Annotated in this window: 23 protein-coding genes; 11 read left to right on the forward strand and 12 right to left on the reverse strand. The window is 73.2% G+C overall.

Annotation, left to right across the window (positions count from 1 at the left end; all coding sequences use genetic code 11):
- On the forward strand, positions 1-246 hold a 246-nt coding region (locus IF30_RS42455; RefSeq protein WP_037902197.1), incomplete at its 5' end, for an alpha/beta hydrolase.
- A gap of 230 nt (positions 247-476) precedes the next feature.
- Here the strand turns inward: IF30_RS42455 and IF30_RS44205 are convergent.
- The 3 genes from IF30_RS44205 to IF30_RS48270 form a co-directional block, all read right to left on the reverse strand.
- Positions 477-1,034 carry a hypothetical protein gene (locus IF30_RS44205; RefSeq protein ID WP_051711859.1) on the reverse strand — a complete coding sequence of 186 codons (558 nt, stop codon included), beginning with the start codon at positions 1,032-1,034 and terminating at the stop codon, positions 477-479.
- On the reverse strand, positions 1,031-2,173 hold the full coding sequence (locus IF30_RS0134835) for a serine hydrolase domain-containing protein (protein WP_030246023.1): 1,143 nt from the start codon (positions 2,171-2,173) through the stop codon (positions 1,031-1,033). Before IF30_RS0134835 ends, IF30_RS44205 begins: the two co-directional genes overlap by 4 nt.
- Positions 2,174-2,441: 268 nt before the next feature.
- Complete coding sequence (locus IF30_RS48270; protein WP_030246025.1) at positions 2,442-2,912, reverse strand: hypothetical protein; 471 nt, start codon at positions 2,910-2,912, stop codon at positions 2,442-2,444.
- A 305-nt stretch (positions 2,913-3,217) separates the two neighbouring features.
- On the opposite strand from IF30_RS48270, the gene IF30_RS0134845 reads away from it, so the two are divergent.
- Positions 3,218-4,591 (forward strand): pyridoxal-phosphate dependent enzyme, encoded by a 1,374-nt coding sequence (locus tag IF30_RS0134845; RefSeq protein ID WP_037902201.1) that lies wholly within the window; start codon positions 3,218-3,220, stop codon positions 4,589-4,591.
- Here IF30_RS0134845 and IF30_RS0134850 read toward each other — a convergent pair.
- Positions 4,588-5,355, reverse strand: coding sequence for a TetR/AcrR family transcriptional regulator (locus IF30_RS0134850; protein ID WP_078891951.1), 768 nt, complete (start codon positions 5,353-5,355; stop codon positions 4,588-4,590). The two genes, IF30_RS0134845 and IF30_RS0134850, sit on opposite strands and share 4 nt — an antisense overlap.
- 127 nt (positions 5,356-5,482) lie before the next feature.
- Here IF30_RS0134850 and IF30_RS0134855 point away from each other — a divergent pair, with 127 nt between their 5' ends.
- From IF30_RS0134855 to IF30_RS0134865, 3 genes are all read left to right on the forward strand, one after another.
- Entirely contained in the window at positions 5,483-6,583 is a 1,101-nt protein-coding gene (locus IF30_RS0134855; protein WP_063752907.1) for an ATP-binding cassette domain-containing protein, read from the forward strand.
- Positions 6,583-7,422: an ABC transporter permease gene (locus tag IF30_RS0134860; protein WP_107054593.1), complete on the forward strand. Its 840-nt coding sequence runs from the start codon at positions 6,583-6,585 to the stop codon at positions 7,420-7,422. Before IF30_RS0134855 ends, IF30_RS0134860 begins: the two co-directional genes overlap by 1 nt.
- 71 nt (positions 7,423-7,493) lie before the next feature.
- Entirely contained in the window at positions 7,494-8,480 is a 987-nt protein-coding gene (locus IF30_RS0134865; protein ID WP_030246035.1) for an aldo/keto reductase, read from the forward strand.
- A 103-nt stretch (positions 8,481-8,583) separates the two neighbouring features.
- On the opposite strand, the gene IF30_RS0134870 is transcribed toward IF30_RS0134865, so the two are convergent.
- The 4 genes from IF30_RS0134870 to IF30_RS0134885 form a co-directional block, all read right to left on the reverse strand.
- A complete protein-coding gene (locus IF30_RS0134870) occupies positions 8,584-8,835 on the reverse strand; it encodes a hypothetical protein (RefSeq protein ID WP_030246037.1) in 252 nt (83 codons plus the stop codon).
- Positions 8,836-8,924: 89 nt separating this feature from the next.
- Positions 8,925-9,218: a DUF1330 domain-containing protein gene (locus IF30_RS0134875; protein ID WP_030246039.1), complete on the reverse strand. Its 294-nt coding sequence runs from the start codon at positions 9,216-9,218 to the stop codon at positions 8,925-8,927.
- Positions 9,219-9,252: 34 nt separating this feature from the next.
- Positions 9,253-10,686, reverse strand: coding sequence for an MFS transporter (locus tag IF30_RS0134880; protein WP_030246040.1), 1,434 nt, complete (start codon positions 10,684-10,686; stop codon positions 9,253-9,255).
- On the reverse strand, positions 10,683-11,045 hold the full coding sequence (locus IF30_RS0134885) for a MarR family winged helix-turn-helix transcriptional regulator (protein ID WP_030246043.1): 363 nt from the start codon (positions 11,043-11,045) through the stop codon (positions 10,683-10,685). The genes IF30_RS0134880 and IF30_RS0134885 overlap by 4 nt, the downstream gene beginning before the upstream one ends.
- 247 nt (positions 11,046-11,292) lie before the next feature.
- Between IF30_RS0134885 and IF30_RS0134890 the strand changes: the two genes are divergently transcribed.
- The 3 genes from IF30_RS0134890 (at position 11,293) to IF30_RS0134900 (ending at position 13,566) form a co-directional block, all read left to right on the forward strand.
- Complete coding sequence (locus IF30_RS0134890; protein ID WP_051711861.1) at positions 11,293-12,009, forward strand: TetR/AcrR family transcriptional regulator; 717 nt, start codon at positions 11,293-11,295, stop codon at positions 12,007-12,009.
- Between the two features lie 136 nt (positions 12,010-12,145).
- Entirely contained in the window at positions 12,146-12,670 is a 525-nt protein-coding gene (locus tag IF30_RS0134895; protein WP_030246046.1) for a DUF4188 domain-containing protein, read from the forward strand.
- A 290-nt stretch (positions 12,671-12,960) separates the two neighbouring features.
- Positions 12,961-13,566 (forward strand): C39 family peptidase, encoded by a 606-nt coding sequence (locus IF30_RS0134900; RefSeq protein WP_234322959.1) that lies wholly within the window; start codon positions 12,961-12,963, stop codon positions 13,564-13,566.
- 125 nt (positions 13,567-13,691) lie between these two features.
- Here IF30_RS0134900 and IF30_RS0134905 read toward each other — a convergent pair whose 3' ends face one another.
- Positions 13,692-14,543 (reverse strand): SCO6745 family protein, encoded by an 852-nt coding sequence (locus IF30_RS0134905; protein WP_030246051.1) that lies wholly within the window; start codon positions 14,541-14,543, stop codon positions 13,692-13,694.
- A gap of 281 nt (positions 14,544-14,824) precedes the next feature.
- Between IF30_RS0134905 and rpe the strand changes: the two genes are divergently transcribed.
- From rpe to ccrA, 3 genes are all read left to right on the forward strand, one after another.
- The gene (rpe, locus tag IF30_RS0134910) at positions 14,825-15,508 is read left to right on the forward strand and encodes a ribulose-phosphate 3-epimerase (protein WP_030246054.1); all 684 of its coding nucleotides are present in this window, start codon (positions 14,825-14,827) and stop codon (positions 15,506-15,508) included.
- Between the two features lie 108 nt (positions 15,509-15,616).
- Positions 15,617-16,576 carry a pirin family protein gene (locus IF30_RS0134915; RefSeq protein ID WP_030246056.1) on the forward strand — a complete coding sequence of 320 codons (960 nt, stop codon included), beginning with the start codon at positions 15,617-15,619 and terminating at the stop codon, positions 16,574-16,576.
- Between the two features lie 413 nt (positions 16,577-16,989).
- Complete coding sequence (gene ccrA / locus IF30_RS0134920; protein WP_030246058.1) at positions 16,990-18,339, forward strand: crotonyl-CoA carboxylase/reductase; 1,350 nt, start codon at positions 16,990-16,992, stop codon at positions 18,337-18,339.
- 311 nt (positions 18,340-18,650) lie between these two features.
- Here the strand turns inward: ccrA and IF30_RS0134925 are convergent, their stop codons facing one another.
- The 3 genes from IF30_RS0134925 to IF30_RS0134935 all read right to left on the reverse strand — a co-directional run bounded on the left by IF30_RS0134925 (position 18,651) and on the right by IF30_RS0134935 (position 21,851).
- Complete coding sequence (locus tag IF30_RS0134925) at positions 18,651-19,586, reverse strand: LysR family transcriptional regulator (protein ID WP_030246060.1); 936 nt, start codon at positions 19,584-19,586, stop codon at positions 18,651-18,653.
- Positions 19,587-19,826: 240 nt separating this feature from the next.
- Positions 19,827-20,408: an isochorismatase family protein gene (locus IF30_RS0134930; protein ID WP_030246061.1), complete on the reverse strand. Its 582-nt coding sequence runs from the start codon at positions 20,406-20,408 to the stop codon at positions 19,827-19,829.
- Positions 20,409-20,918: 510 nt separating this feature from the next.
- On the reverse strand, positions 20,919-21,851 hold the full coding sequence (locus tag IF30_RS0134935; protein WP_030246063.1) for a LysR family transcriptional regulator: 933 nt from the start codon (positions 21,849-21,851) through the stop codon (positions 20,919-20,921).
- Between the last annotated feature and the right edge of the window lie 148 nt (positions 21,852-21,999).

Genomic DNA, 21,999 nt, shown 5'->3' on the forward strand with positions numbered 1-21,999 from the left:
TGCCTCGACTGGCCGCGCGAGCCGGTCCCCCCGACGCCGCCGGCGCACCGCAAGCTGCCCGACGTGCCGGTCCTGCTCCTCGGCGGCGACCGGGACCTGTCCACGCCGAACGAATGGCTCTACCGGGAGGCCGAGTCGGCGCACGACCCGCAGATCGTGATCGTCCCCGGCGCGGCTCACTCGGTGCAGAACCGGGCGGCCAACCCGGCCGGGCGGCAGGCCGTGTACGACTTCCTGCTGAAGTAGCGGGGAGGGGGCGATCGGGGGATCCGGCGGCGGACCGTTCCGCACAGGGGACGGAACGGTCCGCCGCCGGTCCTCCGGTCCTCCGGTCCGGCGGTGCTGCGGTTCGGCGGTTCGGCGGTTCGGCGGTTCTCGGGCTCGGCGGTTCTCGGGCTCGGTGTTCAGCTTCCGGCTTCAGCGAAATCGGGGCATCCGGCGCAGCATCCGGCGCGGCCCTCGGTGCGACCGGGGGCTCAGCCTGGGTCCGCGCCCCAGCCGTCGTCCGGCAGGGAGCGGTCCGGACCGGGGCAGTCGACGTGGTCGTAGCCCCACAGCACCGCCTTGTGCAACACCCACCCGCCCAGCGGCGGTTGGTCGTATCCCATGCGATCGGTGAGGACCAGCTCCACCCGGACCTCCTCGGCCGGCGAGAACTCCAGATTCCGCTGGTGGGGAAGGTTCTCGTACGTGACCGTCCGCCAGGTGTGGCCGCCGGCGGTCAGCGCGGCGAGCAGCTCCCGCTCGCCGACGTGGGTGTCGAGCGTCACCAACACGCCGTTCTCCTGCGGAAGTTCGAGCTCGCCGTGCCAGACCGGCAGGGACAGCGACCGGAGCTGTCGGCAGTGGCAGAACACCGCCTGCACGTCGCCCCAGCCGAAGCCGTGCGGCCAGCGGGCGCTGCGGTGGAGGCGGCCGCCGTCCCACGGATCGCCGTAACGGGCGGCGAGTTCGGGCAGTGAGGCGCCGTAGCGCAGCTCGCCGAGGCCGCCGGTGGTGACCAGGCCGGTGAGGAGGGTGAGGAAGTCCGTCACCCCAGGCACCCGCGCACCGCGTCGATCAGCCGCGTCGCCCGGGCGTCGCCGTGGCCGATCATCCGGTTGGCGACATAGGCGAAGCCCACGCCGAACTCGTCGTCACCGAAAGCGAACTGGCCGCCGGCGCCGTCGTTGCCGAAGCTGCGCCCGCCCAGCAGCGGGCGGAACGCCGGGGAGTCGAGCAGGACGCCGGAGCCCCAGCGGGCACCCATGTCGAACCCCAGGAAGCCCGCGCCGGAGGAGACTTCGCGGACCGCATCGGTCACGGTGGCGGCGGAGAGCAGCCGCTCGCCGCCGTCCAGACCGGTGACCGCCGCCGCGTACAAGCCGGCCAGGCCGGTGGCGGAGGCGACGGCGCCCGCGCCGGGCAGCTCGATCGCGTGCAGGGCCGGGTCGTTCCAGCCGTGCGGCTCGTCCAGACCGGGGAACACCAGGGCGCCGTTCATCGTGACGATCCGGGTCAGCAGGTGCTCGGGGCCGGGCAGGGGGCGGCGGCCGTCGGCCTCCACCAGCCTTGCCACGAGCGGAAGTTCACTCTCCGGCAGGCCGATCCGGACCGGCAGGCCCAGCGGCTCGGCGATCTCCTTGCGCAGGAACGAGCCCGGGGTCAGGCCGGTGATCCGGCGGATCACCTCGCCGACCGCGAAGCCGAACACATGGCCGTGGTACTCGTAGGTCGTGCCGGGCTCCCAGAGCGGCTGCTGCGCCTCGATCGCCCGGATCACCGGCTCCCAGGCGGCGATCTCCTCGAAGGAGAGCACCGTGTCCAGGGCGGGCAGGCCGGCGCGGTGGCCGAGGATCATCCGGGTCGTGACGTCCTGCTTGCCGTGGCGGGCGAACTCGGGCCAGTAGCGGGCGACGGGGGCGTCCAGGTCGAGCCGGTCCTGCTGGGCGAGCAGGTGCGCGCAGACGCTCACCGGGCCCTTGGCGCAGGAGAAGACCGGCACCATGGTGTCCTGCGTCCAGGCCCGGCCGGTGCGGTCGTCGGCCGTGCCGCCCCACAGCTCGACCACCTTGCGGCCGCCGGCGAACACGGTGACGGCGGCGCCCAGCTCGGGGAACTCGGCGAAGTTGTGTGCGAAGACGTCCGCGACAGCGCCGAACCGTTCGTCGGCCCAGCCAAGGTGCTGCTGCATGGTGTGGTGCCCCATTCCGACCTCAAGATCATCGACCGGACCACGCTACGGGAGCCGGGCGGCCGTGACGAGGGGATTTCACCAGGCCGGTACTGGAGTGTCAGGTGGGACGGACTCGGCGTCCATCCGGCGGCGAAGCGCGGCGAACGCTGCCCGGCGGGCGGGGAGGCGCTGACGCGCTCCGGCAACGGCGCTGGCCGGGAGGGGAGCAGGGACCCGGCGGGCGGAGGGTCCACGAACCCGGACGAGTGAGTGCTCGTCAGATCCGTCAGTTCCTCGTCGACCGGGGGCGGGACCAGGCGGCGACTCCCAGCGCAGTCCCGATGCCGACGAAGGCTGCGGCCCCGGCCGGGACCACCCAGCCGGTCAGCGGACCGCCGCCCGCGGTGTCGCGGAGCACGGCCCCGAGGGCGGTGAGCAGCCCGTACGGGAGCAGCAGCGTGCCGGCCCAGGCGGAGGCGAGCAGCAGGCGCGAGGGCAGGGTGCGGACCGGTGGGCGGAGGGCCAGGACGAACGCCAGTGCCACGCCCGTCAGTGCCAGGACGGCGGTGAAGTCCACTCCGTGGCGCTCCAGCCACACCAGGGCGGCCGGTGCGCCGTTCTGCCGGAAGTCGTCCGCGAGTTCGTAGCCGTCCGCCAGCCCGGCCCGGCCGCCCGCCGCCCAGTACGTCTTCAGGGTGATGTAGGGCAGGGCGAGGCAGCAGGCGAGGGTGACGGTGCGGAGGTGGGGTCGGGTCATGTCCGATCCTGGGTGCTGGGTGCTGGGTGCTGGGTGCTGGGTGCTGGGTGCTGGGTGCTGGGTGCTGGGTGCTGGGTGCTGGGTGCTGGGTGCCGGGCGTCCGGTCTTCTGTGTTCGGTGGACCCCGTGTGCCAAGCCTGCCGAGGGCGGCCGGGGTTGCCGTCCTGCGCGGGGAGGGTGGCGCCTCCCTCGGGTGGGGGAGGGGCCCGTCGGGGCGGCGCCCGTCGGGACGGCTAGCGGCGCGCGGGTGTGGGCAGGCTCGGTCGGAATGGCAGCGCCCGCCGCACCGGATGAAGGAGCCCAGGATGACCGCAGTGCACGAATCCGTCCTCGACGCGATCGGCGGGACGCCGCTGTTCCGGCTCGCCCGGCTCGGTGCCGGCATCGCCGCGCCGGTCTACGCCAAGGCCGAGTTCCTCAGCATCGGCGGCAGCGTCAAGGACCGCGCCGCGCTGTCCATGGTCCTGGCCGCCGAGCGGGACGGCCTGCTGGCGCCGGGCGGGACGATCATCGAGGCGACTTCCGGCAACACCGGCATCGGCCTGGCCATCGTCGGACGCCGGCGCGGGTACCGGGTGATCGCCGGGGTGTCGGACAAGGCGGCGCCGGAGAAGTCGGACATCCTGCGGGCGTACGGCGCGGAGGTGGTGCCCGCCACGACATCGGTGCCGCGGGAGGACCCGAGGCACCTGTTCAACGTGGTCCGGCGGCTTGCCGAGGAGATCCCCGGTGCCTGGCTCGCCAACCAGTACGACAACCCGGCCAATCCCGATGCCCATGTCCGGACCACCGGTCCGGAGATCTGGGAGCAGACCGGCGGCCGGGTGACCCACTTCGTCGCGGGCGTCGGCACCGGCGGTACCGTCACCGGCACCGGCGGGTATCTGAAGCAGGCCTCCGGCGGCGGGGTGTGCGTGGTCGGCGCGGACCCGGAGTCCTCCTCCTACGGGGGCGGGGACGGCAGCCCGTGGTTCGTCGAGAGCATCGGGCACTTCCTCCACCCCGGGACGGTCGAGGACCGCTGGCCGCAGGCCTACCGCTCGGAGGTGGTCGACTCCTTCGAGCGGATCCCGGACCGCGAGTCGCTGCTGACGGCGCGCCGGCTGGCGCGGGAGGAGGGCATCCTGGCCGGCCCGTCCTCGGGCACGGCGGTGGCGGCGGCGCTGCGGGTGGCGCGGCGGCTGGGCCCGCAGGACCTGGTCGTCGTGCTGCTGCCGGACTCGGGACGCTCCTACCTGTCCAAGGTGCACAGCGACGCGTGGATGCGGGAGTGGGGGTTCCTGGAGGAGGGCGCCACGCTCCGGCCGCTGCTCGACACCGCCGGGCCGTTGGTCGCGGTCGAGGCCGGTGCCACCACGGGCGAGGCCGTGGAGGCGCTGCGGGCCGTGCCGGGCGGTGTCGCCCCGGTCGTGCTGGCGCGGGCGGCGCGCCCGTTCGGGGTGAGTGCGACGGAGGTCGTGGGCTCGGTGTCGCGGGAGGTGCTGGTGGCGGCGCTCGCGGACGGCGGTGCCAAGTCGGGCGATCCGCTGGGCGCGCTGTTGGGGCCGGCGCTGCCGGCGGTGGGTGTCGGGCAGTCGGCGGCCGAGGCGAGGGCGGCGTTGGGGCGGTCCCAGCCGGGCGTGCTGGTGCTGGTGGACGGCCGGGTCGCCGGGGTGCTACCGAGGGCGGCTCTGGTCTAGTCCTCCGTCGCGGGCGTCAGGATGGCGGAGATCACCCGGTCCAGGGTGCGGTCGAAGGCCTTGTCGGGGTCGGCGGGCGGGCCTGCCGTCGCGAAGGCCTGGGCCAGGTGGGGGTATTCGCCGCTCGCTGCCGCCCGGCCGAGGTAACCGACCAGCTCCGACTGCCACTTGGCGCCCGCCGCCGCCGTCTGCTCGTACTGGGCGAACTGGGTGACGAAGCCGTTGAACATCGCCATCGCCTCCATCCGGGCTCCGCCGCCGAGGCCGGTGGGGGCGGTGACGGCGAGGAAGTGGTCGGTGTAGCGCAGGGCGTTGGGACCGATGCCGGGGCGGGCCAGGACCAGTCCGGGCAGCCAGGGGTGGCGGCGGGCGACGGCGAGCTGCTGGTGGGCGAGGTCGGCGAGGTCGGCCCGGAGGTCGCCGCTCGGCGACGGTGGCAGGCGGTACTCGCCGACCACCGCGTCGAGCATCAGGTCGAGCAGGTGCTCCTTCTTCGGCACGTAGTTGTAGAGCGACATGGTGCCCGCGCCGAGCGCCGCCGCGACCCGGCGCATGGAGACCGCGTCCAGGCCCTCGGCGTCGGCGATCCCGATGGCCGCGGCCGCGATCGAGTCGCGGCTGTGGGCCGGGCGCGGGCCGCGGCCGGTGCGTTCGGGGCGCAGCCAGATCAGTTCGGGAGCCTCGGGAGCCGCGGGGGGCGCAGGGGCCTCGGGAGCCTCGGGGGGCGCGGGCTGGTCTGGCGGTGTGGGGTTGCTGGACGGCACTGAAGATCACCTCGTTCTCCCATCTTAGGGAAGACCACGGCCCGACCCCTGGATACGTACGACGTACGTAGTAGGATGCGGCTGAGCGCGCTTCTACGTACGATGTACCTAGAGAAGGGGCAGAGCCATGTCCGACACCACCCGACCCGCCATCGAGATGGCGGGCGTGGAGAAACGATTCGGCGCCACGGAGGCCCTGCGCGGCCTCGACCTCGCAGTTCCGGCCGGCACCGTCTGCGGCCTCCTCGGCCCCAACGGCGCCGGCAAGACCACGGCCGTCCGCGTCCTCGCCACCCTGGTCGCCCCCGACCGCGGCACCGCCCGGGTCGCCGGGCACGACGTCGTCCGCGCCGCCGAGGACGTCCGGCGCGCCATCGGCCTCGCCGGGCAGCACGCCGCCGTCGACGAGGGCATCACCGGCCGCGACAACCTCCGCCTCCTCGGCCGGCTGCACCGCCTCGGCGCCCGCCGGGCCCGGGCGCGCGCCGACGAACTGCTCACCCGGTTCGGCCTGGACGACGCCGCCGACCGGCTCGTCCGCACCTACTCCGGCGGGATGCGCCGACGCCTCGACCTCATCGCCAGCCTCGTCACCAGCCCGCCGGTGCTCTTCCTCGACGAGCCCACCACCGGACTCGACCCGCGCAGCCGCCAGGAGATCTGGGACACCGTCAAGGAACTGGCGGACGGCGGCACCACGGTGCTGCTCACCACCCAGTACCTGGAGGAGGCCGACCGGCTCGCCGACGACATCGTGGTCGTCGACCACGGTGCCGCCATCGCCACCGGACCGCCGGACCGGCTCAAGGCGGCGATCGGCAGCCAGGTCTCCGTCACCCTGGCCGGGCCGGAGCAACTCGCCGCCACGGCAGTGGCGTTGTCCGCCCTGACCGGCGGGGACGCGCAGGTCGACGTGGCCGAGCGGACCGTCACGGTGTTGACGGCGCCGGGCGCCTCCGTCCTGCTGCCGGCGCTGGTGAGGGAGTTGGACGGGGCGGGGGTCGTCGCGCAGGACGTCGCGGTGCGGGCGCCCTCGCTGGACGACGTGTTCCTCACGCTCACGAAGGAGCCCGGCCTGGAGCCCGGCCGGCGGCCCGCCGGGGATCCCGGCCCGGAGCCCGGCCGGCGGGCCGCCGCGGAACCCGGTACGGAACCCGGCATCGGCCCTGGCCGGAAACCAGGCGTCGGGACCGCCGGCGAGCCCGCCGACTCGGGGAGGGCCGCCTGATGGCCGCCGTCAGGTACGCAGCCCCCCGGCCGTCCTCGGACCGCCGGCCGTCCGCAGCCGCCCGGTTCGCCTCCGACACCTGGACGTCGATGCTCCGCGTCCTGCTCAACTACCGTCACTCGCCCGGACTGTTGGCCGCGTCGCTGGGCGTCCCGGTGGTCATGGTGGTGGTCTTCGGGTACGTCTTCGGCAGCGCCATGCAGGTGCCCGGCGGCGGTGACTACCGGGAGTTCCTGATGCCCGGGCTGTTCGCCATGGTCGCCACCAACGGCATCATGCCCACCATGGTCGGTGCCGCCCGGGACGTCGGGCGCGGGGTCACCGACCGGCTTCGCTCCATGCCGGTCTCCCGCACCGGCCTGCTGCTCGGGCAGACCCTCGCCGACCTCCTGGTCAGCCTGGTCGTGCTGGCGCTGCTCGCCCTGGTCGGACTCGCCGCCGGGTGGCGCGCCCGGCACGGACTCGGCGACGCCGCAGGCGCTTTCGCGTTGCTGCTGCTCTTCCGGTTCGTGATGACCTGGGCCGGCACCCTGCTCGGACTGGCCGTCGGCAAGGAGGAGGCCGCCGGCCAACTGTCGGTGGTGGTCTTCCCGGTGGCGATGGTCACCAACGCCTACGTGCCGACCGGCGGCATGCCCGGCTGGCTGCGGTTCGTCGCCGACTGGAACCCGATCAGCTCCGTCGTCCAGGCCTGCCGGGAACTCTTCGCCAACCCCTCGGTCCCCGGTTCCGCGTGGCCGATGCAGCATGCCGTGCTCGCCGCGCTGCTCTGGAGCGCCGTCCTGCTCGCGCTCTGCATGCCGCTCGCCGTAAGGAAGTTCGCGACGCACGGGCGCTGACCCGCCCCGGCCCTGCACACCTGCCCGAATGTGCTGGACACCGGTGCCGGTGTGGTCTTGAGTGGGGCTCCATGGAGTACACCCACCTCGGCCGCACCGGCCTGACCGTCTCCCGCCTCTGCCTCGGCACCATGAACTTCGGCCCGCACACCGAAGAAGCCGACGCCCACCGCCTCATGGACACCGCCCACGAGCGCGGCCTCAACTTCTTCGACACCGCCAACTCCTACGGCCGCGACAGCGACGGCAACTTCCAGGGCCGCACCGAGGAGATCATCGGCCGCTGGTTCGCCCAGGGCGGCGGCCGCCGGGAGCGCACCGTGCTCGCCACCAAGGCCTACGCCAACGCGAGCGACTGGCCCAACGACGGCAAGCTCTCCGCACTCGCCATCCGCCGGGCCGTCGAGGCGAGCCTGCGGCGGCTGCAGACCGACCACATCGACCTGTACCAGATGCACCACATCGACCGGGCCACGCCCTGGGAGGAGATCTGGCAGGCGATGGAGGTCCTGGTCGCCCAGGGCAAGATCATCTACGTCGGTTCCAGCAACTTCGCCGGCTGGCACATCGCCCAGGCCCAGGACGCCGCCCGCTCCCGCCACTTCCTCGGCCTGGTCAGCGAACAGTCCCTCTACAACCTCCTCGACCGCACGGTCGAACTCGAAGTCATCCCCGCCCTCCAGCACTACGGCCTCGGGCTCATCCCCTGGTCCCCGCTGCGCGGCGGCCTCCTCGGCGGCGTCCTGCGCAAGGAGCGCGAAGGCACCCGCGGCCGCAGCGGCCAGGGCCACACCGCCGCACTCCTCGCCAAGCACCGCGACCGCATCCAGGCCTACGAGGACTTCGCCGACGAACTCGGCACCGACCCCGCCGACCTCGCCCTCGCCTGGCTCCTCTCCCGCCCCGCCGTCACCGCCCCCATCATCGGCCCCCGAACCGCCGCCCACCTCGACACCGCCATCGCCGCGCTCGACCTGCGACTCGACCAGAAGACGCTGGACCGCCTCGACGAACTCTTCCCGGGCCACCAGCCGGCCCCGGAGGACTACGCCTGGTAGGTCCCCGGCCCTGATCCCGGCCTGCGCCCGGCCCTTGCGCCCGGCCGCGGCCCGGTCCCGGCCCCGGCCCCGGCCCCGGCCCCGATGAAGGGTCGGGGCCGGCTCAGTCGCCCTGCCGGGACGCCCAGTCGCCCACCCCCCTCCGCGGCCACGGCGAGACCGGGGCCCGGCGGCCCGTCGGCGGCCCGGGACAGGGCAGCACGTACACGGCGCCGGCGTCGAGGACGCAGTAGGCCGACCAGTCCACGGACCACACCGAACCGGGCTCGACCAGGGTGACTGCCCAGAGCAGGACGTCGTCCTCGCCCAGCAGGCGTTCCACGGCCGAGCGGCGGAGCAGGAGCCACCGCAGCACGACCGCCGGCCCGGCCGGGCGAGCGGGGGCGTCGGCCTGCAGGCCGCGGGCCGTCCAGAGTCCGTCGCCGACCTCCGACCGGGCCCCGGTCAGTCGATGCCTTCGATGATGCGGAAGTCGCGCTCGACGGCGTCGGAGAGGACGGCCAGCGCCTCCTGGTAGGCCGCACTTTCGCGGGCCGCGACGGCCTGCTCGAAGCTGTCGAACTCGATCAGGACGGTGCGTTCGGCGATTCCGGCCTCGTGCGCCATGACCCGACCGTCGCGGGCGAGGACCCGTCCGCCGCCGGCCTTGACGGCCGGACCGGCCAGCTTGTTGTAGGCAGCCAGCTTCTCGGGGTCTGAAATGGTGCGGTAGACGCTGACCCAGTAGCCCTTGGGCATGGGAACCTCCGGTGTTGGGATGGGTGGATCCGACTCACGGGTTGGTCTCGGACGGGCGTCGGCGGGCGAGAGTGAGGCTTGTCAGCGTCGTGATCGCCATGGCGCCGATGCCGACCAGCGCCGCGGTGGTGTAGGCGCTGTCGTCGGGGAAGAGGTGGCCGGGGCCGGTGCCCGCGGCGAGGATCAGGCCGCCGAGGGCGCTGCCGAGGGAGTACCCGACACTGCGGACGACGTAGTTGAAGCTCATGGCGCTCGACGTCTCGCTCCTGGGGGTGACGGCCAGGATGACGCCGGGCATCGCGGCCGAGAAGCCGCCGACGCCGAGGCCGAGCACGCCCATCGCCGCGAACAGTTCGGCCAGGTCCGACCGGGCCGCCGCGAACAGGGCGAACCCGCCACCGACCACGACGGCGCTGCCGGCCAGCAGCAGGGGGTCGGCGATCCGGGTCCGGACCCGCGGCGTGAGCTTGCCTGCGCCGAACCCCAGCACCGAGAACGGGATGAGGACCAGCCCCGCGACGAAGGTCGTCAGCCCGAAGCCGTAGCCGGCGCCGTGCGGCGTCTGCGCGTACCGGGTGATGAGCGTGAGCAGGAGGTACATGCCGATCCCGCCGACGAACATGGCGAGGTTCGCCCCGGCGACCGCCGGGTGCCGCACCGCCCGCACATCGACCAGGGGCGTCCTGCTGCGCAGCTCGATGACGGCCCAGACGCCGAGCAGCACCACCGCGACGACGGCGAGGCCCGCCGCCACGGCGAGGTGCCCGCTCCACAGGTTCCGTTCGCCGGCGAGGAACAGCACCAGGAGCAGCGCAGCGGCCAGGACGACGGCGCCTGCCACGTCCACGTGGGCGGAGCGGCCTTCGGGGGCTTCGGGCACGGAGCGCCACGCGGTCAGGAGGGCGGCGGCGGTGACGGCCAGGCCGAGGCCGTAGGCGGCCCGTACCCCGCCGAGCTCGGCGAGCAGTGCGGCCAGCGGGTAGCCGACGCCGGCCCCGATGATCGAGACCACCGAGATCAGGGCGATCACGGCCGCGCTGCGCTCCTCGGGGAGGTGGTCCCGGGCGACGCCCATCATCAGCGCCGTCAGCGCGAGCCCGACGCCCTGGGCCGCCCTGCCGGCCAGCAGCCAGCCGAACGGCAGCGGCAGCACGGTGAGCACGCCGCCGAGGACGACGACCGCCAGTGTGGCGAGGATGGCGGCCCGCCGGTGCCGGCCGGCGCCGAGCCGGCCCAGGACCGGCGTGGCGACGGCGCCGCTGAGCAGTGCGACGGTCAGCGTCCACTGGGCGCTGCCGAGCGAGACGTGGAACGAGGTCGCCACGCTGGTGATGAGCGGCGTTCCGAGGCTGCCGACCGCCGCCACGACCAGGGCGATGAACATCAGGGCGGGGACCAGCAGCGGCCCCTCGGAGCGCGTCGCCGGGGACGCCTTCACCGCGCCCCCGTCGACTGGCTGCCCGGTCACCGCTTCGGCCCTTCGCGGTCCTGGCTTTCGAGCTCTGCCAGGTGCTTCAGCGCGGGAAGGGCCGCCACCAGCGCCTCGACCTCGTCGGCGGTGAGCTCGCTGATCAACTGCTCGAACGCGTGGACGCCCGCCTGGCGACGCGTCCGGACATAGGAGGCGCCGGCCTCGGTCAGGCACACCAGCGTGACCCGCTTGTCGGACGCGTCGCCCCGCCGCTCGACCAGGCCGGACTCCTCCATCACCCGGACCAGGGCGGTCATCGCGGGCTGGGTGACGCCCTCGACCGCGGCCAGATCGGTGATGCGCCGTGGTCCGGTCCGGTCCAGGGTGGCCAGGGTGGCGGCGGATGTCAGGCTCAGGTCCCGGGGCAGGCGTCTCGCGGCCCTGGTGGCCAGGCCGTAGAGGGCTGCCCCGATGGCGGCGGACGCCCCGGGGGCGGTGTCTTGACGACTCATGCGCGAAGCATAGCAGTTTTATATTCATAGCTTATGTAAATAGTTGACTGGTGCGGGCGGCCCCGACCGCTCCTGTCCGACTTCCGCGACCGGCTCACCGAGGGCAGCCGTGCGGGGCGGGGTGCTGCCCGGCTGTGGTAGCAAGGCAGGCATGAGGGAGGCGAAGGGGATGAAGGAGCGCGGGGAGCCGGGGGAGCCGGGGGAGCGCGGAGAGTCGGGGGAGCGGGGCGGGGTGCGGGGGGCGTATCACCACGGGGCGCTGCCGGAGGCGCTGGTGGCGGCGGCGTTCGAGGTGCTGGACGAGCAGGGGCAGGAGAAGGTGAGCGTCCGGGAGGTGGCGCGGCGGGCGGGGGTCTCGGCGGGGGCGCCGTTCCGGCACTTCGCGGACCGCCAGGCGTTGTTGACCGCGTTGGCGGACCGGGTGCTGGCGGACTTCGTGCGGTGGCAGGAGGCGCAGGTGGCGGCTGCCGAGGCGGACGGCCGGGCCGGGGATCGAGCCGGGGCCGGGCCCGGCAGCGGGTCGGTGATGCGGGCGGTCGGGCTGGGGTTCGTCCGGTACGCGGTGCGCCATCCGCGGCGGTTCGAGCTGGTGCGGTCGAGGGTGTTCACCGCGGTGCGGGAGCCGGCGCTGCGGGAGCAACTGGACGGGATCGACCGGGCGTTGGCGGACGTGATCGCTGCGGACCAGGAGGCCGGCCGGCTTCGCCCGGGGGATCCGGCGCTGGTCGGCCTGGCCGGGCAGGCGCTGGTGTACGGGCTGGCGCAGATGATCGTGGACGGCTACCTGCCCGCTGGGAGGGCGGAGGAGCTGGCCGCGCAGGTGTTGGACACCTTCGGGCAGGGGATCGCCAACCGGCCTGTGCCGTAGCCGAATTGTGGTTGCGGCGAGCCTTGACCGGGGTGTCGGGCGCTGATGTAATCACCGATTACATGGGGTGCGGTTGCGATGGCAGCCGAGGGTGCGGGAGGCCGGGATGCCCACGGGAGACACGTTCGTCCGCTCGATGTTCGCCAAACCGCTGCGCGGCTACACCACCGCCGCCGCCACCGGCGACACCGTGGTGCTGCTGATCGGCATGCGGATCAACCGGTTCTGGGCCGTGCACCACTGGGGTCCGGTGATGTTCGCGATGTTCCGGATGCTGTACGAGCTGCGCCGCAGCCCCCGACGCGGCCTCCTCGGCCGCATCCTGCTCACCGCCTCGCCGCGCACCTACTACGTCGTCCAGTACTGGGAGTCGAAGGAGAAGCTGTACGGCTACGCGAGCGCGCCCGACGGCTTCCACCACACCGTGTGGGGCTTCGCCAACCGCAAGCTGCGGGAGGGCAAGGCCCGTGGGCACGTCGGGCTCTGGCACGAGACGTACGTCGTGCCGGAGGGCGGGTACGAGTCGATCTACTTCGACATGCCGCCGTTCGGCCTGGCCGGTGCCACCGGCGCGCTCCCGGTGGAGGCGCGCGGACGGCGGGCGGCGCAGCGGCTGGCCTACCGGTCGGGCGCGGGGGAGGCCGACGGGACGGGCTCGTAGGCGGCCGGGGGTCGGTGGCCGGTGGCCGGTGAGAGCTGGCCGCAGGCCAGGGGGCCGGGGGTCCGTGAGAGCTGGCAGGTGGCCTGCCGTTCGCTGCCGATGACGGCTACCCGGCGGGCCGCCGCCTGAGTGCCGGTGCTCAGGGAGTGTCGTGAGTTGTCCGGCTCACGGTGGCGTGAGAGCGTCGGGGGATGGTGGATCAGGGCAGCGCGCGGGCGGGGCAGCAGGCGCGGTCGGAGTCGGTGGGGCGCGGGGCGGGGTCGGGGCGCGGCACGCGGGTGGTGCACGAAGTGCCGTACCACGCGCAGTGGGAGTCCGCGGAGCTCGTGCGGGAGATCGTCGACGGGCGGTTGGACGCCGCCGCGGACCCGCGCTGGGGGCAGTCCGGGGCGGCCACCCCCGAGGACTACGCGTGGTGGTCCTGGCGGCTGTGCGGGGTGGCCTGTCTGCGGATGGCGCTGGAGCACTGGTGGGGTGTGACCCCGACGGCGATGGCGCTCGCGGGTGAGTGCGTGACCGCCGGTGCGTACGTGCGGGACGGCGACAGTCTGCGCGGGCTGATCCACGTGCCGTTCGCCGCGTACGTCCGGCAGCGGTGGGGACTTGCCGCCCAGGCGCGGGAGTTGACGCCCGAGGAGGTCGCGTCCGAGGTCGCGGGCGGACGGCTGGTGATGGTGTCGGTGCACCCGTCCATCCGGGAGCCGGAGGGGCCGGAGCCGGTGCGGCGCGGCGGGCACCTGGTGCTGGCGGTGGGCGCCACGGACACGGCGCTGCTGATCCACAACCCGTCCGGTTTCCCGGGGGAGTCGCAGGCCTTCGCGCGCGTGCCGTGGCGGTCGTTCGGGCAGTTCTTCGCCGGGCGGGGGATCGTGCTCGGCCCGCCCGGGAGCCGGTAGCGGCCGTCGGACCGTCCCGCCGCCTGGGGCGGCGGTCGCGGATCACCGGTTGCGCGGCGCGGCGGATCACCGGTTACGCGGCATCACCGGTCGCGCGGCGGATCACCGGTTACGCGGCGTGGCGGTCACCGGCCGTCCGGCAGTCCCATCGGGTTGATCGGGATCTCGGCGCGACACAGCGCCGAGATCGGCTTCAAAGCAGCTGCCAGCCGGTCGAGTTCGGTGCGCGGATGGTCCTCCCAGATCCGGGCGGCGGCCAGGTCGGTGGCGGCCTCCAGGGACTGGTGGCGGATCCGGCCGAGTTCGGTGACCGTGCCCCGGTCGGTCAGCCAGCCGCGCTCGACCAGGCGTTCGGCGGCCGCCTCCCACTCGTCGTCCGTCCATCCGCGCAGCGGCTGCAGCACCTCGCGCCGCATGTCCATCGCGCAGCGGAGCACCACAGCCTCGCAGCCGTCCAGTCCGGCCGCCACCAGCGCGGCCACGTGGCCGTCGCCGCGGTGCTCGCGCATCACGGTGGCGGCCTGCCAGAGCCGCTCGTACAGGCCGGTCGGCCGGGGGAGCGCGGCGTTCGCGGCGGCCAGCACCCGGCCGACGCAGTCCAGCCGCGCCGCGGCCTGTTCCAGCGTCTGCGCGACCAGTTCGACCTGCTCCGGGTCGACGTGCTCCAGCAGCCGGCCCAGTGTCGCCGCCGAGCCCTTGAGCCGGGCGGCCAGTGCCTCCTCGGGACTCGCGTGCGTCCACACCTCCGGCAGCGCGCGCCCGACCATCGCCGGGGAGAAGCTGAAGAACGCGGCGGTCACCGGCGGGGCGTCCACCGCGCCGAGCGGCGCCGAGCGGCCGGCGAAGTAGCTGTGCAGGCGGCCGTGCAGCCCCGCCTCCTCGAAGGCTTCGCGCCCCTCGGGGAGGAAGTAGGTGACGGCGTGCACCGGTTCGAAGAGCCACCACAGTGCGCGGGCGGGGTGGACGAGATCGGCCATCGGGAGCCTTCCTGGGACGGGGCTCCCCGGTGGGCGGGGGAGCTCGGCTGGACGGGACGGCCCGGGGTGGGTGCCCGGGCGGCCGTGCTCGGGCCGCTCGGGCGGGTGCGTGGGCCGCTCAAGGGCTGATGACCACGGCGGCGCCCCCGGTAATCCCCGGCCGGGTGTGATGGCGGTCACGCGGGGTCGCGGTGGGGCGGTCGGCGGCAGCACGGCGCGAGATGATGGGGCGAGGCGCCCGATCCCTGGGCGCCCCAGCACTCATGTGAAGGTAGTCGGTCATGGCCCAGATCAGCCCCAGCATCCTGTCCGCGGACTTCGCCCGGCTCGCCGAGGAGGCCGAGGCCGTCCGGGGTTCCGACTGGCTGCACGTGGACGTCATGGACAACCACTTCGTGCCCAACCTGACGCTGGGCGTCCCCGTGGTCGAGTCGCTCGCCCGCGCCACCGACATCCCGCTCGACTGCCACCTGATGATCGAGGACCCGGACCGCTGGGCCCCGCAGTACGTCGAGGCCGGCGCCGGCTCGGTCACCTTCCACGTCGAGGCCGCCGCCGCGCCCGTCCGGCTCGCCCGCGAGATCCGGGCCAAGGGCGCCCGGGCGTCCATGGCGCTCAAGCCGGGCACGCCGATCGAGCCGTACGAGGACCTGCTGCCCGAGCTCGACATGGTGCTGATCATGACCGTCGAGCCCGGCTTCGGCGGCCAGGCGTTCCTGGACATCATGCTGCCCAAGATCCGCCGCACCCGGGAGCTGATCGCCAAGCACGACCTCGAACTGTGGCTCCAGGTCGACGGCGGCGTCGCGGCGAGCACCATCGAGCGCTGCGCCGAGGCGGGCGCCGACGTGTTCGTGGCCGGTTCCGCGGTGTACGGGGCCGAGGACCCGGCGGAGGCGGTCCGCAACCTGCGGGACCTCGCCGGCAAGGCGTCGGCCGACGCCTGGTGGGCCTGCGAGCACTGAGTCCGCGTCGCGGACGCGGGTCCGCGCCGCGATGACGGAGGATCGTCGACGGGCGGCCACGGGCCGTCGCCGGTCATCGGCCCTCTCCGTACGGTGGTGGACCCGCACATGAGCAACCTCGACCTCAAGCCAACCCCGACCCCCTGTGGCCGGGAGGCCAGCGGCGGCCCGGTGAAGGAACTCCTCACCGGGCGCCCGGTCCCCCTCGGCGAAAGCACCGTGGTGCGGCGCCTGCTCCCGAACCTGGGCCGCCGGATGGTCGGCGCCTGGTGCTTCGTGGACCACTACGGCCCCGACGACATCGCCGACGAGCCCGGCATGCAGGTCCCGCCGCACCCGCACACGGGCCTGCAGACCGTCAGCTGGCTGCACGAAGGCGAAGTGCTGCACCGCGACAGCCTCGGCAGCCTGCAGACCGTCCGGCCCTACGAACTGGGCCTGATGACCGCAGGTCGGGCGATCTCCCACTCCGAGGAGTCGCCGCGCCCGCACGCCCGCCACCTCCACGGCGCCCAGCTCTGGGTCGCCCTCCCCGACGCGCACCGGCACACGGCCCCCGCCTTCGAGCACCACGCGGACCTGCCGGTCGTCACCGCCCCGGGCCTGCGCGCCACCGTCATCCTCGGCACCCTCGACACCGCCACCTCGCCCGGCACCACCCACACCCCCCTCGTCGGCGCCGACCTCGCCCTCACCGAGGGCGCGGACCTCCGGCTGCCCCTCGTCCCGGACTTCGAGTACGCCGTCCTCGCCATGTCCGGCCGCGTCGACGTCGACGGCGTCCCCGTCGAACCCGGATCCATGCTCTACCTCGGCTGCGGTCGCCCGCACCTCCCCCTGCACGCCCGCACCGACGCCGCCGTCCTCCTCCTCGGCGGCGAGCCCTTCGACGAGAAGATCGTCATGTGGTGGAACTTCATCGGCCGCTCCACCGACGACATCGCCCAGGCCCGCACCGACTGGATGACCGGCGACCGCTTCGGCGAGGTCCACGGCTACGCCGGCGACCGGCTGGCGGCACCGGAACTCCCCGCCACACCGCTGAAAGCGCGCGGACGCGAGCGCTGAACCCGGCTTTCGGATGGCGGGCGGGGACTGCCGGGCCCCGGCCTTCGCCGCGGCACGACCCGGACCGGCAAGCGCGGACGTGGTCCGCCCGTGCTTCTCCGTCGGCTCCTGACCGGCAGAACGGCGACGCCGGGGAGGCTCTTTCGGTATCGGGAAGAATAAACCGGCCGGACTTCCGGCATGTGGAAAATGGACGGGGTCGGAACCCGCGTCGCGAGCGGGATGGGACCGCCCTATCCCGGCCTACCGTCGTCGAAACCCCCGGGCATTCCTGTCGGCCTTTGGTCCACATCTGTTTGCGTGCATGCCAGGGTTGGCCCGAGTGACAAGGGGTCAGGGGTTGTGTCGGGCCATGGGGATCCCTACGATTTCAGGAACGTGCGAGCGAGTCAGCCCATGTGACACCGGGGGAAATTACGTTGAAAGAGATCGTCAGCGCCATCCTTTCCGGTGATGCGACTTCCACGGACTTCGCGGCCCTCGGAATTCCGGAAAGCTACCGGGGCGGGGTCATCCGCAAGGAGGACGCCGGAATGTTCGAAGGTGTGGACTCGGCGGCCAAGGACCCCCGGAAGTCGCTGCGCGTCGAGGACGTGCCGACTCCCTTACCCGGCCCGGGCGAGGCCCTGGTCGCCGTCATGGCGAGTTCCGTGAACTACAACACCGTGTGGTCCTCGATCTTCGAGCCGCTGCCCACCTTCGCGTTCCTGGAGCGGTACGGCCGGCTCAGCGAGCTCGCCAAGCGGCATGACCTTCCGTACCACGTCCTCGGTTCGGACCTGGCCGGCGTCGTGCTGCGCACCGGTCCGGGCGTCAACGCCTGGAAGCCCGGTGACCGGGTGGTTGCGCACTGCCTGTCGGTCGAGCTGGAGTCCGCCGAGGGGCACGGGGACACGATGCTCGATCCCGAGCAGCGGATCTGGGGCTTCGAGACGAACTTCGGCGGCCTGGCGGAACTGGCGCTCGTGAAGTCGAACCAGCTGATGCCCAAGCCGAAACACCTCAGCTGGGAGGAGGCGGCCGCCCCCGGGCTGGTCAACTCGACCGCGTACCGCCAGCTGGTCTCCCGCAACGGCGCCGGCATGAAGCAGGGCGACAACGTGCTGATCTGGGGTGCGAGCGGTGGCCTCGGCTCCTACGCCACCCAGCTGGCCCTGGCCGGCGGCGCCAACCCGATCTGCGTGGTGTCCAGTGCGCGGAAGGCGGAGGTGTGCCGCTCGATGGGAGCCGAGGCGATCATCGACCGCTCGGCGGAGGGCTACAGGTTCTGGCAGGACGAGCGCACCCAGGACCCCCGGGAGTGGAAGCGCTTCGGTAAGCGCATCCGCGAGCTGACCGGGGGAGAGGACGTGGACATCGTCTTCGAGCATCCGGGCCGTGAGACCTTCGGCGCCTCCGTGTACGTCACCCGCAAGGGCGGCACGATCGTCACCTGCGCGTCCACGTCCGGGTACCGGCACGAGTACGACAACCGCTACCTGTGGATGTCCCTGAAGCGGATCGTGGGTTCGCACTTCGCCAACTACCGCGAGGCGTGGGAGGCCAACCGCCTGGTGGCGAAGGGCAGGATCCACCCCACGCTGTCGAAGGTCTACCGGCTCGAGGAGACCGGTCAGGCCGCGTACGACGTCCACCGCAACCTCCACCAGGGCAAGGTCGGGGTCCTGTGCCTCGCGCCGGAGGGCGGACTCGGCGTCGTCGACGAGGAGCTGCGAGCCAAACACATCGACGCGATCAATCGCTTCCGCGTCACCGAGGATTGATTCGGCAGAGGGGACGTTCCCCAGGGAATCTGATTCCGCGAATACCGGATGACCGCGGCGGGGGCCAGAGAAAAGGATTGAATGGTCCGGGTCCGAGTGGACGGGGGCGAAGGCGTGTCGATGTGACCTTCGCGATCCACCCTGCCGAATGCGAGGAGAAGCAGGCGATGGCGCCGGGGCGCCGGTCGCGGGACGTCTCGCCGGGGCGATACCGGCTGCGTACCGGGGCCACGCCGGGGCCACGCCGGGCCACGTCACCCGCGGGGCGCCGGTCGCCGGACCGGGCGCCGTGATCGACGGCGTGGCGTCGTTCAGCGCGGAGCCGCCCAGTGCGGTGCCCAGGTCTCGGCAGCGGCGGGGCCCGGCAGCGTGGCGGCGAGATAGCCGTGGAGGGCGGCCAGTGCCGGGGCCGGGTTGTCGCGGTGCCACAGGAGCGAGTGGGGGTAGATGGGCGTCGGGTCGGTCACCGGGATGCGGCGCAGGCCGTGGCCGGCGGGCCAGACGAGGCGGGTCTGCTCGCCCACGAGGGTGGCCAGCGCGGGGGTGTCGGCGACGGTGTCGAGGAGCGCTTCGGTGCCGAAGTCCGCGCCGGTCGCTTCGATGGTGAGGCCGAACTCGGCGACGAGGCCGTCGTAGTAGGCGCCCCACTCGGTGCCGGGGGCGGTGCCGGGCATCCAGATCCGGTGTCCGGCGAGCTGGGCCAGGGTGACGGACCGGGCGGACGCCAGTGCGTGGGCGGGGCCGGTGACGAGGTGGAGCGGTTCGTCGAGGACCCGGACGGACTCGATGTCCGAGGGGAGGGGCTGACCGGGCGCGGAGACCGCGCGGAGGGACGCGTCGATCACCCCGGACCGGATGGCGGCGACGGCCGTCTCGACGTCGGACAGCCTCACCGCGTCGATCTCGATCCCGGTGTGCCTGCGCTGGAAGCCGCGTATCAGGCCTGCCGCCGCGCCGTGGGAGTCGACCACGTCGACGCGCAGCGGACGGTGACCGGTGCGCACGGACGAGGCCGCGCGCTCGGCGACGCGCAGCAGCTCGCGCGCGTGGGGCAGGAACGCCTGCCCGTCGATGGTGAGTTCGGCTCCGCGTGGAGTGCGGGTGAACAGCCGGACTCCGAGGTCGCGCTCCAGGACGGCGATGCGCTTGGAGACGGCCTGCTGAGTGATCGTCAACTCGGCGGCTGCCTCCTGGAACTGCCCCGTGTCAACGGCGGCCATGAAGGTCCGGACGGTGTCGAGGTCCATGCGGACAGCCTATCGACAGGGCGAATGCTTGGGGCCGGATCGCCGAGGGCGTCCCGACTGACGGCCACTCAGGACCGTTGTGCGGGGCGGCCGTCGACCGCCGGTGGCGGCAATGGCGACGCGCGACCGAGGGGCGGCCCCGTGGGGACCGCCCCTGACGCGTCATCTGACCGTTGTGCCCACCGCGCCCCTGCCGTGGAAGGACGGGCCGCCGTGGTCACACCGAGGTGCCGGGTGGTGTCAGCGGCTCTTGGCCAGCAGTTCGATGATCTCGGCGGACGTGCCGCGCTCCCCGAGCATCGGGAAGATCCGCTCGACGCTGTTGTGGTGCGCCTCCGGGTCCATGTCCGCCATCGTGTCGGTGGCGAGCGTGACGTGGTAGCCGAGTTCGTGCGCGTTGCGAGCGGTCGACTCCACGCCGATGCTCGTGGCGATGCCACCGAGCACGACCTGGGTGATGCCGCGGCGGCGCAGCTGCAGATCGAGATCGGTGCCGTAGAACGCGCCCCAGTTGCGCTTCGTGATCACGATGTCGCCGGGGTGGCCGCTGAGCTCCTCGACGATCTCGTCCCACCCGGTCGGCATGGGGCCCGTGTAGGTCGGTGCGTCCTTGCGGCCGGGCGTGCTGTCCGCCCGGTCCTCGGACTCGGTGACGCGGACGAGGACGACCGTGGCGCCGTGCTCGCGGAACGCCCCCGCGAGTTCGGAGGCACGGGTCACGACGTCGGCACCGGAGTGCGGCACACAGGGTGCGCCGACCGTGGCCTTCTGCAGGTCGATGAGTACGAGAGCGGTTCCCGCGTCGAGCTTGGTGACCGGCACGTTGCGCCTTTCCAGTTCTGGGTACTCGCGTCGTCGGCGCCGCGCCACCTGCGGTGGCTCGAATGACTCCATGACGGCCGCACAGCCGGAGGTTGTGCGGCGAGGTGATTCGGAGCCGGGGATTCCGATTCGGGGCGTGCGTCCGGGACGGAGTGGAGACGGTTTCAGAATGCGGCCGACCGGCCCGTGGCGGGGCGGTTCGACCGGGTCGCCACCGGATCCGTCGTGCAGGTCCTCACCTGGCGGCGCACGAAACCCTACCGTTTCCCGGTGGCACACGGAACCCTACCGTTTCCGGAAGCGCGTACGAAATGCGCAGGTGTGCCGTGCGGGCAGGCGCGGGCGGTTGTCCGGCAATTCGATGCTTTCCGGCCAGAAATGGTTCGGTGGGCGGAACCGCGGGTGCGGTGAAGTGAAATCGACTACAATCCGCGTCCGCCTTTCGGGCCCCCAGCGGGCCCTCGGGGCGGGCGTGCGGCCGGCCGGATCCGGTCCGGGCGCGGTCGGCCCTCAGCGCGCCCACGCGGGGGTCCACAGACCGTCGCCGGCCGTCCTCCGGTACCTGGCGTGGAGGTGGTCGACGAAGTTCGCGAGGACGGGGTGCGGATTGTCCGCCCGCCAGATCACCGAGAGCGGATAGACGGGGGTCGGGTCGACGATGGGGATCCGGCAGAGGCTGTAGCTTTCCGGCCAGAAGTACCTCGATCCCTCGCAGACGAGGGTGGCGAGCCGGTCCGAGCGGGCGATCTCGGTGAGGAGCACTTCGACGCCGAAGCTCGGCCCTATCGTGTCGATGGTGAGCCCGAAGGCGTTCGCCAGGTCCTCGTAGTAGCCCATCGGCTCCGCGTCGGCGATGCCGGGCATCCAGATGAGGTGGCCGGTGAGCTCGGCCGGAGTCACGGTCTCGGCGTGCGCCAACGGGTGCCGGGGGCCGACCAGGAGTTCGTGGGGGTCGTCGATGACCCGCGAGGAGAGGAGTCCCTCGGGCACCGCGCCGGCCGAGGCCCGGAGGGACCTGAACGTGGCGTCCAGCGTTCCGGCACTGATCTCCGCCAGCGCCGACGCGGCGTCGGCATTGGCCAGGGTGACGACGTCGAGCTGGATGTCGGGGTGCTGTCGGTAGAAGTCGTGGAGGATGTTGGAGGGCGCGATCCGGCGGCCGACGACATCGATCCGCAGCGGCCTGCGTCCTGGGGTCACGGCCGCCGTGAGGCGCTCGGCGGCCCGGACCAGTTCGCGTGCGTGGGGTAGCAGTGCCTCCCCGTCGACGGTGAGCCGGACACCTCGGGCGACCCGGCTGAAGAGCTGTACGCCGAGTTCCCGCTCGAGGCTCGCCACGCGTTTGGAGGCCCCCTGTTGGGTGATCCCCAGATCGTCGGCAGCGGCCTGCAACTGGCCGGCGTCGGCAACGGCGACGAAGGTCCGAACGGCGTTTAGATCCACGAGGCGAACCTATCCCGCCGAGGCGGCCGCGCGGCGCGCCGCTCGCCCGGCCGCTGCCGACCGTGCCCCGGTGCCGGCGACGCGGGGCGGTGGTCCGCGAGGCGTGCCGCCGAGTGAAACGGCCCGGTGTTCCGCGCGGGCCGGCGGT

It is taken from the genome of Streptomyces sp. NRRL S-350 (assembly GCF_000719705.1).
Lineage (GTDB): Bacteria > Actinomycetota > Actinomycetes > Streptomycetales > Streptomycetaceae > Kitasatospora.

What these genes read in the sequence shown, in the direction of transcription:
- IF30_RS0134835 (WP_030246023.1), bottom strand. Translation starts at nt 2,173, where the DNA reads ATGCAGCAGCACCTTGGCTGGGCCGACGAACGGTTCGGCGCTGTCGCG.
- IF30_RS48270 (WP_030246025.1), bottom strand. Translation starts at nt 2,912, where the DNA reads ATGACCCGACCCCACCTCCGCACCGTCACCCTCGCCTGCTGCCTCGCC.
- IF30_RS0134845 (WP_037902201.1), top strand. Translation starts at nt 3,218, where the DNA reads ATGACCGCAGTGCACGAATCCGTCCTCGACGCGATCGGCGGGACGCCG.
- IF30_RS0134855 (WP_063752907.1), top strand. Translation starts at nt 5,483, where the DNA reads ATGTCCGACACCACCCGACCCGCCATCGAGATGGCGGGCGTGGAGAAA.
- IF30_RS0134860 (WP_107054593.1), top strand. Translation starts at nt 6,583, where the DNA reads ATGGCCGCCGTCAGGTACGCAGCCCCCCGGCCGTCCTCGGACCGCCGG.
- IF30_RS0134865 (WP_030246035.1), top strand. Translation starts at nt 7,494, where the DNA reads ATGGAGTACACCCACCTCGGCCGCACCGGCCTGACCGTCTCCCGCCTC.
- IF30_RS0134875 (WP_030246039.1), bottom strand. Translation starts at nt 9,218, where the DNA reads ATGCCCAAGGGCTACTGGGTCAGCGTCTACCGCACCATTTCAGACCCC.
- IF30_RS0134890 (WP_051711861.1), top strand. Translation starts at nt 11,293, where the DNA reads ATGAGGGAGGCGAAGGGGATGAAGGAGCGCGGGGAGCCGGGGGAGCCG.
- IF30_RS0134895 (WP_030246046.1), top strand. Translation starts at nt 12,146, where the DNA reads ATGTTCGCCAAACCGCTGCGCGGCTACACCACCGCCGCCGCCACCGGC.
- IF30_RS0134905 (WP_030246051.1), bottom strand. Translation starts at nt 14,543, where the DNA reads ATGGCCGATCTCGTCCACCCCGCCCGCGCACTGTGGTGGCTCTTCGAA.
- rpe (WP_030246054.1), top strand. Translation starts at nt 14,825, where the DNA reads ATGGCCCAGATCAGCCCCAGCATCCTGTCCGCGGACTTCGCCCGGCTC.
- IF30_RS0134915 (WP_030246056.1), top strand. Translation starts at nt 15,617, where the DNA reads ATGAGCAACCTCGACCTCAAGCCAACCCCGACCCCCTGTGGCCGGGAG.
- IF30_RS0134925 (WP_030246060.1), bottom strand. Translation starts at nt 19,586, where the DNA reads ATGGACCTCGACACCGTCCGGACCTTCATGGCCGCCGTTGACACGGGG.